Annotated in this window: 11 protein-coding genes; 9 read left to right on the forward strand and 2 right to left on the reverse strand. The window is 61.8% G+C overall.

Features of this window, described 5'->3' with window-relative positions; translation table 11 throughout:
* The first annotated feature begins 158 nt into the window (after positions 1-158).
* Both ACUN0E_RS06015 and ACUN0E_RS06020 read left to right on the forward strand, forming a co-directional pair.
* Positions 159-677 (forward strand): hypothetical protein, encoded by a 519-nt coding sequence (locus tag ACUN0E_RS06015; protein ID WP_408336864.1) that lies wholly within the window; start codon positions 159-161, stop codon positions 675-677.
* Positions 678-1,496: 819 nt separating this feature from the next.
* Positions 1,497-1,673, forward strand: a complete 177-nt coding sequence (locus ACUN0E_RS06020; protein ID WP_408240750.1) for a hypothetical protein — start codon at positions 1,497-1,499, stop codon at positions 1,671-1,673.
* A 32-nt stretch (positions 1,674-1,705) separates the two neighbouring features.
* Here the strand turns inward: ACUN0E_RS06020 and ACUN0E_RS06025 are convergent, their stop codons facing one another.
* Positions 1,706-2,953 (reverse strand): ATP-binding protein, encoded by a 1,248-nt coding sequence (locus tag ACUN0E_RS06025; protein WP_445565960.1) that lies wholly within the window; start codon positions 2,951-2,953, stop codon positions 1,706-1,708.
* Positions 2,937-3,677, reverse strand: coding sequence for a response regulator (locus tag ACUN0E_RS06030; RefSeq protein ID WP_445565961.1), 741 nt, complete (start codon positions 3,675-3,677; stop codon positions 2,937-2,939). Before ACUN0E_RS06030 ends, ACUN0E_RS06025 begins: the two co-directional genes overlap by 17 nt.
* A 365-nt stretch (positions 3,678-4,042) precedes the next feature.
* Here ACUN0E_RS06030 and ACUN0E_RS06035 point away from each other — a divergent pair, with 365 nt between their 5' ends.
* The 7 genes from ACUN0E_RS06035 (at position 4,043) to ACUN0E_RS06065 (ending at position 14,904) form a co-directional block, all read left to right on the forward strand.
* Positions 4,043-5,263 carry an efflux RND transporter periplasmic adaptor subunit gene (locus ACUN0E_RS06035; protein ID WP_445565962.1) on the forward strand — a complete coding sequence of 407 codons (1,221 nt, stop codon included), beginning with the start codon at positions 4,043-4,045 and terminating at the stop codon, positions 5,261-5,263.
* Positions 5,264-5,275: 12 nt separating this feature from the next.
* On the forward strand, positions 5,276-8,476 hold the full coding sequence (locus ACUN0E_RS06040) for an efflux RND transporter permease subunit (RefSeq protein ID WP_445565963.1): 3,201 nt from the start codon (positions 5,276-5,278) through the stop codon (positions 8,474-8,476).
* Positions 8,473-9,939, forward strand: coding sequence for an efflux transporter outer membrane subunit (locus tag ACUN0E_RS06045; RefSeq protein ID WP_445565964.1), 1,467 nt, complete (start codon positions 8,473-8,475; stop codon positions 9,937-9,939). The genes ACUN0E_RS06040 and ACUN0E_RS06045 overlap by 4 nt, the downstream gene beginning before the upstream one ends.
* Positions 9,940-10,187: 248 nt before the next feature.
* Positions 10,188-10,883 carry a DNA alkylation repair protein gene (locus tag ACUN0E_RS06050; RefSeq protein ID WP_445565965.1) on the forward strand — a complete coding sequence of 232 codons (696 nt, stop codon included), beginning with the start codon at positions 10,188-10,190 and terminating at the stop codon, positions 10,881-10,883.
* Positions 10,884-11,209: 326 nt separating this feature from the next.
* Positions 11,210-13,600 carry a HAMP domain-containing protein gene (locus ACUN0E_RS06055; protein WP_445565966.1) on the forward strand — a complete coding sequence of 797 codons (2,391 nt, stop codon included), beginning with the start codon at positions 11,210-11,212 and terminating at the stop codon, positions 13,598-13,600.
* Positions 13,601-13,633: 33 nt separating this feature from the next.
* Positions 13,634-14,368 carry a methyl-accepting chemotaxis protein gene (locus tag ACUN0E_RS06060; protein WP_445565967.1) on the forward strand — a complete coding sequence of 245 codons (735 nt, stop codon included), beginning with the start codon at positions 13,634-13,636 and terminating at the stop codon, positions 14,366-14,368.
* Positions 14,365-14,904: a hypothetical protein gene (locus ACUN0E_RS06065; protein WP_408240723.1), complete on the forward strand. Its 540-nt coding sequence runs from the start codon at positions 14,365-14,367 to the stop codon at positions 14,902-14,904. The genes ACUN0E_RS06060 and ACUN0E_RS06065 overlap by 4 nt, the downstream gene beginning before the upstream one ends.
* The last annotated feature ends 18 nt before the right edge of the window (positions 14,905-14,922 follow it).

Here is a 14,922-nt window from a genome sequence, read left to right on the forward strand (position 1 = left end):
TTATGGTTCATCTGCGCCGTGGGGCACGTCCTGTGCCCGCGCGCCCGAGCGTGCCCTCCACATCGCCAGTGCGGGTTGAGGTACAGTGCGCGACGGACGGCAAGCAGAAACACCTCGAACATAGACGACACCGGCGCTCGACCGGTGACGGAGATCCCATGCATTTTCGGCAGATAAAGAAGCAGATTCGACACACGACCGTGGCGCTTGTCGCGAGCCTGGCCGCGGCGTCTGCGGCGCATGCGGCCAATTGGTGCGAGAGCGGCGTATGGGTCGACGCAATGCTCGGCTCGTATCACATCAACCCGGACCCGAACACGCATTTCGAACAGTTCAATCCTGGCCTTGGCGTCGAATGCTGGCTCAACAATCAATGGGCGCTGACTGCCGGCGGCTTTCGCAATTCGCTGCGGCGGCCTTCTTATTATGGCGGCGGCGTCTGGGCGCCGGAATTCGCGCACTGGGGCATCGTGCGGATCGCGGCGATGGGCGGGATCATCTCGGGCTATAACTATGGCAACTGGGGTCTGGGCCGTAACCATACGATCGGGCCGGTGGTCGCACCGATCGTGATGGTTGAATACAAACGCGTCGGGGCTAACTTCATTGTGATTCCGCCGATCCCTTCGGACGATCTTCCGTTCACGATCGGGTTTCAGTTGAAGGTGAAGTTCTAGCAGAAGGTTCGGTTTTTTGTTTATGGATTCGGGCTTTTGACTGATGCCAGCGCTAGAGGCCTTGCGGCGGGATTGACGAAGGTGAGGTTTTTCGGGAGAGCTATTGCCGAAGGCCCGAAGGACGCGATGGATATGAGTTTCAGCTCCTGGAAGTCCTCACCATCCTGGAAACACTCACCTTGACACGCGATTCGACGACACCAGGTGCTTTCACGCTCGGGTTCATCGAGCAGTGAAGAATGGTGAGGATTTCCAGGAGACGTTGTTATCCCAACCAATGGTGAGGAATTCCAGGAGACAACATCATCTCCGTCATAGGTGAGTCATTCCATGAGCCGAACAGCACCTTGGAAGCGCGCAAAGACGCACTAAGGTGAGGAATTCCAGGAGATGATCTGCAAAGGTGAGCGATTCCAGGAGGTGAGAAATTGCCATGCTGGGTGCGCACCTCAAATAAGGTGAGGATTTCCAGGGAGTCCTCGTCATGGCCGCCGACGGTGATGTGGCAAGCGCTCCAAACCTCACCTTGATGCGCGCCAGTGCAGGACCGATACCACCCATCTCCTTACATCCTCTTCCATATACAAACAAAGCGTGTGTGCGGCACCTTGCGTCGCCCCACACCGCAAAAGCCGTGTTACCTGCGCCGCACGGCGACGCACACCTCAACCTTTGCGTGACAAAAGCAGGCACGCCTCGCCATCTTGTAACGGCGTCGTAAAACATGATCTCCCGCTGATTGATAAGTTGCGGATAACGCGCGTCGTCGCCACTTGAGCAACGACTTTGCGTGACCGTAGATCTATCGAAGGAGAAAGCATGAAGAAGCTATTGACGATCGCGGCGCTGGCCGCACTGAGCGCAACCTTGAGCGGTTGCTGGTGGGGTCCGCCTCCGGGTTGGGGCGGCGGCGGCCCGGGCGGTGGTGGACCCGGCGGCCCCGGCGGCGGGCCGCACAGCGCGATCGTCGTTCCTGACAACACGGCTCAAGTCTGAGCCGTAAATCAAGCCGAAAACGAAGCCGATAACTAGGCGGGAAACGTAAGCGTCACCACGAAACCGCCATCGGCGGCGTTATCGGCATGAAAAGCGCCGCCGTTATACCGCACGAGGCGCCGCACGATCGCGAGCCCCAGTCCGCAGTGAGCATCGCCGCTGCGTGCTTCATCGAGCCGCACGAACGGTTGCAGCGCGCGATCCAGTTGAGCGCTGGGGATACCGCCGCCGTGGTCGCGCACCTCGAGCATGTACTGGCCGTCGCGGCGTGAGGTCGAAATTTCCACGGGCGGCTCGCCATAGGTGAGTGCGTTTTCGATCAGATTGGTCAGGATCCGGTCGAGGTCGACAAGCGGCAAGCCGAAACCATCGCCGGCCTGCAGATCGAGGCGCACGAGCGCTTCGTCCGCGAGACTGTCGCCGTAATGCCGGCGGCAGTGAGCGTCGACGCTCGTGCTTGGCGAGGTATCCGCCGTCTCACGCGCGAAATCGAGAAACTGCGTGACGATGCGCGACAGCGATTCCGAGTCCCGCAAAAAGCCGCGGCGGTTCGCTTCGTCGGGCAGCAGGTCCGCGCGCACCTGCATGCGCGTGATCGGCGCACGCAGATCGTGCGCCACGCCGGCCAGCATCACCGCGCGCTCCTGCTCGGCCTGCGCAAGTTCCTGCACCATCTGATTGAAGTCGCCGATCAGTTCCTTCAGCTCGCGCGGGCCGCTCGCCTGTACAACCGGCGCGCGATGGCCGGTGCGGAACTCGCGTGCAGCGAGTGCAAGCCGGTGCAATGGCCGCTGCAATTGCCACGCGCCGAACAGCGCGATGATCACCGCCAGCACCAGCATCGTCGCCGATGCGCCCCAGAAGCGACGCGCCGGCAGCGTCGAGTTTTGCATGGTGATCCAGCCTGGATTTCCGGCGTAGTGGACCCAGACCGTGCCGTCGTCGGTGTCCGCTACGACCTGGCTGCCTGCGGGCAACTTCTTGCGCAAGTCATGCTCGAACGGACCCGAGGTGTTCTCACAAGGCGCGGGACAGCCATAGCGAATCGCGTCTTGCGCATTCACGTAAGACACACCGAGCGTTGCCACGACGCGCGAAGCGGTGAGCGTGCCGTTCTGCCTCGCCTGCACTGCGAGGAGCACGGCGCGCTGCGCATGACCGGCGTCGATCTGGCCGCGGTCACGGTCCACCAGAACGATGGCGGTGATGTGCACTAGCACGATCAGGCTCACCGTCATCAACGAGAGCCGGCCGAACAGCGTATTAAAGGGATTTTTCATCGTCGTTGCCGCCGGGCACGAACATGTAGCCGATGCCGCGTATGGTCTGGATCCGGCGCGGGTTGGCCGGGTCGTCTTCGAGCAGACGGCGCAGGCGCCATACCGGCACATCGATACCGCGTTCGGTCACTTCCGAATACGGCCCATGCAGCAGGTCGACGAGCTTCGAGCGCGACAGCGTCTCCATAGGGTGCTCGGCAAGCACTTCGAGCAGCGCGTACTCGCCACTGGTCAGCTTGAGCGGTTCGTCGTCGCGAAACAGTGTGCGGGTCGCGAAGTCGAGCCGGAAGCGGCCGAAGCGCAGCGCTTCGCGCTTCTCGACCGTCGCGTTCGTGGTCGCCGAGGGATGCGCGTGCCTGCGCAACACCGCATGAATACGCGCGAGCAGTTCCTGCGGCATGAATGGCTTGCCGAGGTAGTCGTCGGCGCCGAGCTCCAGACCGATCACGCGGTCCACGCCGTCTGCGCGCGCCGTGAGCATGATCACGGGAATCGTGTCGCCGGTCGCACGCAGTTGCCTGAGCGCGCTGAGTCCGTCGACGCCAGGCATCATCAGATCGAGCACGATGATCGAGGGCCGCTCGCGTTCCAGGCGGCGTGCCAGTTGGTTCGCGTCGTGCAACACGGATATCTCGATGCCGCGTTGTTGAAAGAAGGTTCTGAGCAGGTCACGAAGGTCGGCGTCGTCGTCGACCAGTAAAACCTGGATGGGCGTGTCTGACATGGCTGAGCCCTGATCGATGAGGACAATGGACGGACAGCGCGGCCGCGCGCCTGTCGCACATCGCAATATAGCGAATCGCGCAAGGGCAGCGGTTTCGGGTTCTTATTCGCGCTTACAGTTTATTACGGAGGCCGCCTCGGGTTCTATCAGCCTGCATGAAGCAATCAACGCCACTCGACGTCTCACTGCCCGATTCAGCGCCTCGCCACGCGTTACGTTACAACTCGTAATCCTTCCCTAAGCCACCGTAAGACGCCGCTCACTATGCTGGGCCATCCCTTGCCGCTGGCGCGGCGTTGCGCGGTTTCCCCAGAGACGCATGCCAGACGGCCCTTTGTCGAATTGAGTCGAAGGATGCCCAACGCATGCCGAATACCCATACCGTGCCCCGACTTTCCCGGCGTGCACCGAGATTCACGCATCTTGCCGCCGCAGTCGCCGCCGCCGCGTTTTTGCTGGCGGGTTGTGGCGAGCAGGCACCCCATGGACCGCCGCAGTCGGTTCCTGAAGTAGGCGTCCAAACGATCACGCCGCACACCGTTGTGTCGAGCACCGAATTGTCCGGGCGGCTGTCGGCGATCCGTGTCGCCGAGGTCAGGCCGCAGGTCGAAGGCATCATCAGGACACGCCTTTTCACTGAAGGCTCGCTGGTTGCAGCCGGCGCCGTGCTCTATCAGATCGACGCGTCCAGCTATCAGGCGGCGTACGACCAGGCCGTCGGTACGCTCGCCAAAGCCGAGGCGACAGCGAGCGCCGCGCAGACCAAGGCCAACCGTTACACCGAACTGTCGAAGATCGAAGGTGTGAGCAGGCAGGACTACGACGACGCCGTCGCTGCGTGGGTGGAAGCGAAGGCCGACGTGGTCGCCGACCGCGCCGCATTGAAGACCGCTGCTATCAACCTCGGCTACACCAAGGTGGTTGCGCCGATCGCGGGACGGATCGGCAAATCGAGCGTGACCGAAGGCGCGCTCGTCACCGCGGAGCAGACCACTGCGCTCGCGACGGTCCAGGCGACGACCGAGATGTATCTCGACGTCACGCGCTCTTCCGCCGACTGGCTGCGGCTGCAGAAAGAATTCGCCAGTGGCCGGTTGCAGCAGGCGGGCCCGGACGGCGCGGTCGTTCATCTTGTGATGGAAGACGGCAGCGCGTACGCGCAACCCGGCAAGTTGCTGTTCTCCGATATCACCGTCGACGCCACCACCGGTTCGGTGACCTTGCGCTGCGTGTTCCCGAACCCGGACGGCGTGCTGTTGCCCGGCATGTTCGTGCGCGCGCGGCTCGAAGAGGGCGTGAACCAGCAGGCGATCACGGTGCCGCAACTCGCGGTCTCGCGTGCATCCGACGGTTCGGCGAGCGTGCTGACGGTCGGCGCCGATAACAAAGTCACGCAGACACCCGTCACGGCCGACACCGCATCAGGTGCCGACTGGCTCGTGACGAGCGGCCTCAAGGCGGGCGATCGCGTGATCGTCGCCGGATCGCAGAAAGCGCGCGCGGGCGGCGTCGTGAAGCCGGTTGAATCGCCCGCCACATCGGGTGCGCCCGCCACCGCGGACAACACGTCGGCCGCACACAGCTAAAGCGAGACACACATGGCAGGTTTCTTTATCAACCGACCGATCCTCGCGTGGGTCATCGCCATCGTCATCATGATGATCGGTGGCGCCTCCATCGGGACGCTTCCGGTCGAACAGTACCCGAGTGTGGCGCCGGTCTCCGTGCAGATCACGGCAACCTATCCGGGCGCCTCGGCCGAAACCGTGGCGACCACCGTCACGCAGGTGATCGAGCAGAAACTGAGCGGCATCGACCATCTGCTCTACATGTCGTCCACCAGCAGTTCGGCCGGACAGGCCACCATCACGCTGACGTTCCAGCAGGGCACCAATGCCGACATCGCCCAGGTGCAGGTGCAGAACAAAGTGGAGCAGGCCAGTTCGTCGCTGCCGCAAACCGTTCAGGACCAGGGCGTGCAGGTGGCGAAGGCGGCCAATTCGTTTCTGATGATCGTGTCGCTGTCGTCGACTGACGGCAGCATGAATTCCATCGACCTGGGCAATATCATCGCGACGCAGGTCGAAGATCCGCTCACGCAGATCGACGGCGTCGGCGACGTGACGCTGTTCGGCGCGCAGCACGCCATGCGCATCTGGCTCGATCCGGTGAAGTTGCAGGCCGTCGGTTTGACGGCCGGCGACGTCACTACCGCGATCACGAATCAGAACGTGCAACTCTCGGTCGGTCAGATCGGCGGCTCGCCGTCTACGAAGACGCAGGCGCTCAACGCGACCATTTCGGCATCGAGCCTGCTCACTACGCCTGCACAGTTCGGCGCGATCCTGCTGCGCGTGAATAGCGACGGCTCGAAGGTCATGCTCAAGGACGTCGCGCGCGTCGAGGTCGGCGGCGACGATTACAGCACCGACTCGCGTCTGAACGGCAAGCCGGCGGCCTCACTCGCGGTCAAGCTGGCCAGCGGCGCGAACGCGATGAACGTAGCCAAAGCGGTCCGCGCCAAGCTCGATGAACTGAGTGGGCAATTGCCGCACAACGTGGTGGTCGACTATCCGTACGACACCACGCCGTTCGTGCGCATCTCGATCGAAGAGGTGGTGAAGACGCTGATCGAAGCGGTGATGCTGGTCTTCGTCGTGATGTACGTGTTCCTGCAAAACCTGCGCGCGACGCTGATTCCGACCATCGTCGTGCCGGTCGCCTTGCTCGGCACGTTTGCGGTGATGTCGGCGGTGGGCTTTTCGATCAATGTGCTCTCGATGTTCGGGCTCGTGCTCGCCATCGGGCTGCTGGTGGACGACGCGATCGTGGTGGTGGAAAACGTCGAGCGGCTGATCGCGGAGGAGGGGCTGTCGCCCGTCGAAGCCACTCGCAAGGCGATGAAGCAGATCACCGGTGCACTGGTCGGCATTACGACCGTGCTGATTGCCGTGTTCATTCCGATGGCGTTTTTCTCGGGCTCCACGGGCGCGATCTACCGGCAGTTCTCGATCACCATCGTCGCCGCGATGCTGCTTTCCGTGTTCCTCGCGTTGACGCTGACACCGGCGCTGTGCGCCACCCTGCTCAGGCGCGCGGACGTCGAGCACCATACGAAGCGTGGCCTCCTCGGCTGGTTCAATCGTGTGCTCACACGTGGAACCGATCGCTACGATTCGACGGTCTCGCGCGTGATCGGCAAGCCGACGCGCTATATGGTGATCTACGTGCTGATTGTGGGCGTCGTCGCACTGCTCTTCATGAAGCTGCCGTCGTCCTACCTGCCGGACGAGGACCAGGGGATCATCATCACGTCGATTTCCGCACCGGCCGGCACGCCCGCCGCGCAGACCCTGGAAGTCGTGAAAAAGGTCGAGGCGTATTACCTCGGTCTGCCGCAGGTGGACAAGATCATCGCGTTGACCGGCTTCAGCTTCAACGGCTCGGGGCAGAACAACGGTCTTGCTTTCATCAAGCTCAAGGACTGGAGCACGCGTCGCGGCAGCGACGGCTCGGCGGCGGCGATCATCCAGCGCGCCAACATGCACTTCGCCGCCACGCACGACGCGCAGATTTTCGCGCTCAATCCGCCGGCTATTCAGGAACTCGGTACGCAGAGCGGTCTCGACTTCGAGCTGGAAGACCGCGCCGGGCAGGGCCACGACAAGCTGATGGCCGCGCGCCAGCAGTTGATCGCGCTTGCCGCGCAGGACAGCGCACTGTCCGGCATGCGACCCGGCGGCCTCGACGATACGCCACAGTTCCATGTCGATATTGATCGCGAGAAGGCGAGTGCGCTCGGACTTTCGATCGCCGACGTGAACGACACCTTGCAGACTGCGTTCGGATCGACTTATGTGAACAACTACGTCGACACGGGACGCATCCAGAAGGTCTATGTGCAGGCCGATGCGCCTTACAGGATGATGCCGTCGGACATTGGACGGTGGTACGTGAAGTCCAGTACGACGAGCAGTTCAAGCACGAGCACATCGAGCAGCAGTTCGACTACCAGCACGAGCACCACCACAACGACCGGCTATGACGGCCAGATGGTCCCGTTCTCCGCGTTTGCCACTGGCAAATGGACGTTCGGGCCGCCGCAGATCGAGCGCTTCAACCGCACGCTGGCAATGGAAATCACCGCGCAGACCGGAGCAAACACCAGTACGGGCCAGGCGATGGCCGCCGTCGACGCGCTCGTGAAGAAGCTACCCGCCGGCTTCGGCATCGACTGGACCGGGCAATCGTACCAGGAGCGCATTGCCGGATCGCAGGCGATCTACCTGTACGCGATTTCGCTGGTCGTGGTGTTCCTCTGTCTGGCAGGTCTGTACGAAAGCTGGTCCATTCCGATCGCGGTGATTCTGGTCGTGCCGCTGGGCGTGCTTGGTGCGGTGCTGGGCGCGCATATCCGCGGGCTGTCCGACGACATCTACTTCAAGGTGGGCCTGCTCGCGACCATCGGACTGTCCACCAAGAACGCGATCCTGATCGTCGAATTCGCCAAGGACTTGCAGGCGCAGGGCCGAAGCCTGATCGACGCCACACTGGAAGCCGCGCGATTGCGTCTGCGGCCGATTTTGATGACCTCGCTTGCCTTCGTATTCGGCGTACTGCCGCTCGTCATCAGCACAGGCGCCGGTTCGGCGAGCCGGCATGCGATCGGCACCGGCGTGATGGGCGGCATGATCGCCGCGACGCTGCTAGCCATCTTTTTCGTGCCGGTGTTCTTTGTCGTCGTGCGCCGCCTGTTCGGTGAGCACGGCGGTGTCAAGCAACAGGAAGGTGTTGAATGATGAGACTCAAATTGAGCACGTGCATGGTGGCGTTTGCCGTTGCCATGCTGACGGGTTGCACGCTCGACCCGCACTATGAACGGCCAGCAGCCCCCGTTGCGGTGGCTTATCCAAAAGGCGACGCGTACGAAAGCACGAGCGCTGCCGCCGCAGCAGCTACTGCAGCTTCGGGAACCGCCGTGGCCACGACCACGGCAGGCACGACGGCTGCCGCCGCGCCGCTCGGCGCCGATATGGCCTGGCGCAGCTTCTTTCGCGACGAGCGTCTGCAACGGCTGATCGAGATCGCGCTCGACAACAACCGCGACCTGCGAGTCGCCGCATTGAACGTGGCTGAGTACGAGGCGCAATACCGTATCACGCGTGCCGCGCTCGCGCCGTCGATCAGCGCGAGCGGCAGTCTGACTCGCGAGCGCACTTTGGGCGTAACGAGCAGTTCCACCGGCGTGAGCGTCGGCACGACTTCGTGGGAGATCGACTTCTTCGGCCGCTTGCGCAGCCTCAAGCGCCAGGCCCTGGAAAACTATCTCGCGACGGATGCCTCGCGGCAGAGCACGCAGATCAGCCTGATCGCGACCGTGGCGACCGACTATCTGACCCTGCTGTCCGACGAACGTCTTCTGCAAATAACCGAAGATACGGTCAAGGCGGATCAGTCGACGTACGACGTGACCAAGCGAATCCAGGCGTTGGGCAATTCGTCGATGCTCGACGTGCAACAGGCGCAAAACTCATTGGCGAGCGCGAAGGCGAGTCTGGCGTCTTACCGGCGCGCCGTGGCGCAGGACCGCAACAACCTGGTCGCCGTGCTGGGTGCGCCGATCCCGGACGACCTTCCTCCCGCCCGCGCATTCGACGACGAGTCGACGTTCGCCGACATCGGTGCGGGCGTGCCCTCACTGCTGCTCACCCGCCGTCCCGATATCGTGCAGGCGGAACACGCGCTGAAGGCGGCGAACGCGAACATCGGCACCGCGCGCGCTGCGTTCTTCCCGAAGATCGAGCTGACGGCTTCAGCCGGGACATCGAGTTCGACGCTGTCAAGTCTGTTCAAGGCGGGTACGGGCGCCTGGGCATTTGCGCCGAGCGTGTCGGTACCGATCTTCGATTACGGCAGCAATAAGGCGTCGCTCGACGTCGCCAAAATCGAGAAGCAGATCGAGGTGGCCGATTACGAGAGCACGATCCAGACAGCCTTCAAGGAGGTCGCAAACGCGCTGACTGCGCGCGCGACTTACGTCGATCAGGTGGAGGCGGATCGCGAATATGTGGCGTCGTCACAGCGGTATTACACGCTTGCTCAGGCGCGCTACAAGACGGGCACGGATAGCTTCCTCACGTTCCTCGACGCGCAGCGCACGCTCTACACCGCGCAGCAGCAACTCGCGACGGATAGCCTGTCGCGGCAGGCCAATCTCGTGACTTTGTATAAGGTGCTGGGTGGCGGTTGGGAGGGCGGCTAGAAGCTGATAGGTGAGGAGATTCGGGAGTCGGCGCGGTGAGAATAGTGCTACCTGTCTGCGCACTTCAGATCCAAAGGTGAGGAGATTCGGGAGCGTGCGACAAGCTCTTCGTGCACAAGCGCGTATCGAATGACAAACCCTTTTGGAGCACTTGCCTCGCGTGACCAAATCGGCGATTGTTAACACGATGGAAGACCCGGCCGGCATCCACCGGATGCTCGCGGTTCCAATCGAGCGAACATCACACAATGACACCCAACGCTTTCCGCAAAGAAATCAAGGCCGCGCTCGCCCCGCACGCCGAGGCACAGCGCGCTGTCGCCATGCGTGCCTATATGCGGGACAACTTCGACTTCATCGGTGTGCCGACACCCTTGCGGCGGCAGGCGGTATTGCCGGTGTTCAAGCGCTTGTCGGTGGAAAATGCCGAGCACCTGCTCGCCTGTGCCAACGTCCTTTGGTCCATGCCGCAACGCGAGTATCACTACGTGGCCACTGACCTGTTAGCACGCAAATGGAAGGCGCTTGCGATTGCGGACATTGCGCATCTGCTCGCGCTCGCCCAGCGCAACACCTGGTGGGATTCGATTGATCCGCTGGCAGGCGTGGTGGGCGATGTGCTGAAAGCCGCGCGAGCGCAGACGCCGCAAGCCCAGACTTCAATGGATGCGGCGCTTCTGCATGAATCGCTGTGGGTTCGGCGCATCGCGATGATTCATCAACTCGGCTGGCGCGACCAGACTGACGAAGTGCGTTTGTTCGGTTACGCGCGTTCGCTTGCGGCCGAAAGCGACTTCTTCATCCGTAAAGCGATCGGTTGGGCGTTGCGCGACTACGCATGGCATGCGCCTCAAGCGGTGAGCCGCTTTCTATTCGAATCACGGGACATCTTGTCGCCGCTTAGCTTGCGTGAGGCGGCGAAGCATCTGCCGCCGATCGGCTGACGCGTCGAGCGCGCCCTCCGCGAATCAGTCCATACCGTGCGCCGACAATCGGACGGCGTTCCGTCTGCGCGCGCAGTTTGTTGGAATGGCGACCGCACACAAAATTAATAGCCATTAATTAACGGCGTTAAAACCAGAAACTTTAGAAATATATTTAACGTCTTCTCCGCTATTCAAAATTGTGTAGTCATCGCTTAGTAACATGACTCAGCAATACTCAGCAAAGCTGCAAGCACGACCAGGCTGCAGGCATTACCCAACACTTTGCAAAAAACGCGCAGCCCCGATCGAGGGCCGACGCAAAAGGCCACCCGCGGGGGTTTCACATGACTATCCGTCATCGCATTACGCTATTGGTTGTCTTGATGTTTGTCGCCTTGCTGACGATCGGCGGCTACGCCGTCTATCAGACGCGCGGCAGCGCAGCCGAAGTGCGCAAAGTGACCGAAGGCGTTGTGCCTAGTGCGCTTGCCTCGGCCGACCTCGTCTCGCAGGTCAAGGACGTGCAACTCGCCACCATGACGCTCGTCTACGCGCCGGACGCCAACATGGTCGCGCAGGCACAGGACGAACTAAAGAAGAAAAAGACCTCGTTGCAACAGGCCCTCGCGCTGCAAGCCAAAGACGCAGCGAGCCATGCGCAGCAAGGTCTCGTTTCCCAGGCTAACGACAGCTTCGGGAACTACTTCTCCGCTATCGCCGAGACCGCGAAAATGAAGGCCGACGGCAAGAACGAACTCGCGCAAGCGTATCTGTTTGCCAACGTCGCGCAGTATCGCGACGAGCTCGAAGGTATTGTCGAAACGCTCCGCGTCGAGAAGAACCGCCAGAAAGACGAGGCGATCACCGCACTGAACGCCGCGCTCGCCACCATCACGACAGCCATCGCCGTTGTTACCGGTATCGCGATCATTCTGCTGACCTCGATCGGCTCGCTGCTTTACCGTCAGATCACCCGCCCGCTCAGCCGCATGCAAGCCATGATGAGCGAGATCGCATCGAGCCAGGATTTCACGCGCCGCGTGCCGGTGGGCCGGTTGGACGAGATCGGCCATTCGATCGTCGCCTTCAACGGCATGATCGAGAAGATCCAGGAAAGCTCGGCGCAGCTCAAGCAGAAGACGGCCGATATTCAGGCGATGTTGCAGAACATGCAGCAGGGTATTTTGACGGTGATCGACGGCGCTGTGGTCCACGCAGAGTACTCCGCGTATCTGGAAGACATCTTCGAAACGAAAGACATCGCCGGCCGCGGTTTGATGGATCTGGTGTTCTCGGATACCGATCTCGGCTCGGACGTGCTCTCGCAAATCGATGCCGCCGCGCATGCGTGCCTCGGCGAAGACTGCATCAACTTCGCGTTCAATCAGCATTTGCTGGTCGGCGAAATTTCGAAGCGCATGGCCGATGGCCGCGTGAAGATTCTCGACCTCAGCTGGTCGGCGATCACCGACGAAAACGACATGATCCTGCGTTTGATGCTGTGCGTGCGTGACGTCACCGAGTTGCGCAAGCTCGCTGCAGAAGCCAGCGAACAGCGCCGCCGTCTCGACATGATCGGCGAGATTCTCGCGGTGAGCGAAGAGAAGTTCCATCACTTTATCGAAAGCTCCGCGGGCTTTGTCAGCGAGAACGAGCGCATCATCCGCAAGCATTCGCAAGCGGACCATGCGGCGATCGCCGAACTGTTCCGCAACATGCACACCATCAAGGGTAATGCGCGCACCTATAACCTGGCGCATCTGACCAACGTCGTCCATGAAACCGAGCAGAGCTATCACGAGTTGCGCCAACCGGATGCGGACCGCTCGTGGGATCAGGAAGACCTGATGCAGGAACTGACGCGCGTGCGTGAGGCGATCGAGAGCTACGCGAAGATCAACGAACATAGCCTCGGGCGCAAGGGCAAAGCCGGAGCGAATAGCGCCGGCAACGCCAACCGCTACGTGATGGTCGAGAAGGACCAGATTCAGCAGACCCTGAGCATGCTGGACAAGACGAACGCCAGCGAACTCCACGAATTGCAGTCGATGCGCGATGCGATGCGCCAAACCTTGCGCGCGCTCGGCAGCGAAAGCGTGCGCGATGCGCTGTCCGGCGTGCTGGACTCGCTGCCTTCGCTCGCGCAGGAACTGGGCAAGCCGGCGCCGACCGTGCGTATCGACGACAACGGCTATCGCCTGCGCGGCCAGGCAGGTGGCACGCTGAACAACGTGTTCATGCATCTGCTGCGCAATTCGATGGATCACGGCATTGAAACCGCCGAGGCGCGCAGCGCACACGGCAAGACGCCGGCCGGCACGATCGATATCGAAGTGGGCGTGGACAAGCGGGCACTGCAGATCACGCTCAGCGACGACGGTCGTGGCCTCGCGCTCGAACGGATCCGCAGTATTGCCGTCGAGCGCGGCTGGATCGGCAGCGACGAACACCTGAGCGACGAAGCTATTGCCGAATTTATTTTCCGGCCGGGTTTCTCGACCGCCGCAACGGTCACGGAAGTGTCGGGCCGCGGCGTCGGCATGGACGCCGTGCGCGATTTCCTTAAGCGCGAGAACGGCCACATCGAACTGCGCTTCACCGACGATCTCAAGGGCGCGTCGTTCCGTCAGTTCCAGACGATCGTCTGCCTGCCGGATAGCGTCACCGTCGATATGCTGGGTGTCGAAGCGCGTGGTGATACCGGCGAAATGCAACTCGACGCGATGGCTGATTGACGCGCTTCGCGGCGGACTTCGGAAGGATAGGTTGTGATTCAACAGTATGTATTGGCGGCAGTGGCAGGCAGCGCGGTGACCGCGCTGCTGGCATTTGTCGCGCACAAGTTGCACAGCACGAGGCTGACGGCACGGCTGCGCGCCGAAGCGGACGCCCAGATCAAAGCGTTGTCGGCGGAATACGCGGACCACGGTGAAGTGCTCCGCGAGCACGAACAGGCCGCGCAAGAGAGGGAAGCATTGGCCGGACAGTTGCGCGACGAACTGATGCAGCAATCGGCCAGCGTCGAAGCATTGCGCGCAACGCTGAAAGCAGCGACCGACGACAAAGACCAGTGGGCACATCAGGCACAACAGATAGTCGGTGAAGCCGCGCGTCTGAAGAGCCTCGGCGCAACATTCGAGCGCTGGCACGAACAGATGATCTCGCTGATGACGCAGAACCACGACATGCACGCGAAGAATCAGGAGTTATCGTCGATCGTCCGGCATGTGGTGATCGTTTCGCTGAACGCGTCGATCGAAGCGGCCCGCGCGGGTCCGGCCGGACGTGGCTTCGCGGTGGTGGCGAGCGAGGTGCGGGCGCTCGCGGCGCGTTCCGAGGAACTGTCGAAGAGCTATCGCGACAGTCTGCATCGCAACGACCTGACCACCACCTCCACGTTCCAGGACATCCAGGCAGGTGGCAAGATGATCGCCGCGTCGCTCTCCAGCGTCGAATCGCTCGCCAATCAGTTCCACTCGAAGCTGCATCAGGTGCCGATGTGATTACGGGCAACGCGAAGGACAGCTTCGACCGCATTTTCCGCAAGGCGGCGCAGGCGCGTTTGCCGCAGGAGGCCGGCGATACGTGCGAGATCGTGCCACTCGCCGAGGCCGGTACGGGCGCGACAAAGGACACTCGGGTGGTCGTGCTGACCATCTCGTCGATCGTGTTCAGACTGCTGCTGATCGTGCACTTCGACGAAAACGGCAGCACCCGCGACTACTACCTGAAACAGCTCGATGAGCGGTCGTTTCAGGAAGTTTTTCTGGAAATCTGCAATCTGTGCTGCGGCGCGATGAATCAGGAACTCCTGCGTTATTTTCCGGACCTCGGCATGTCGACGCCTTATGTATTGAGTGCGCGTTGTCTGGGGCATCTGTCCGAATTGAAGCCGGGTTTGCTGTCGTCGTATTCGATCACGCTTAACGGTTCCGTGCAGCTTGCCGCGACTGTATGCGTGTGTGCGCATGCGCCAATCGACTTCGTGGCGGATACGGGCGTAATCGAAGAAACCAGTGGTGAGCTGGAGTTGTTCTGAAAGTTGTCATAGGAAAAA

This window comes from Paraburkholderia sp. D1E, assembly GCF_052682275.1.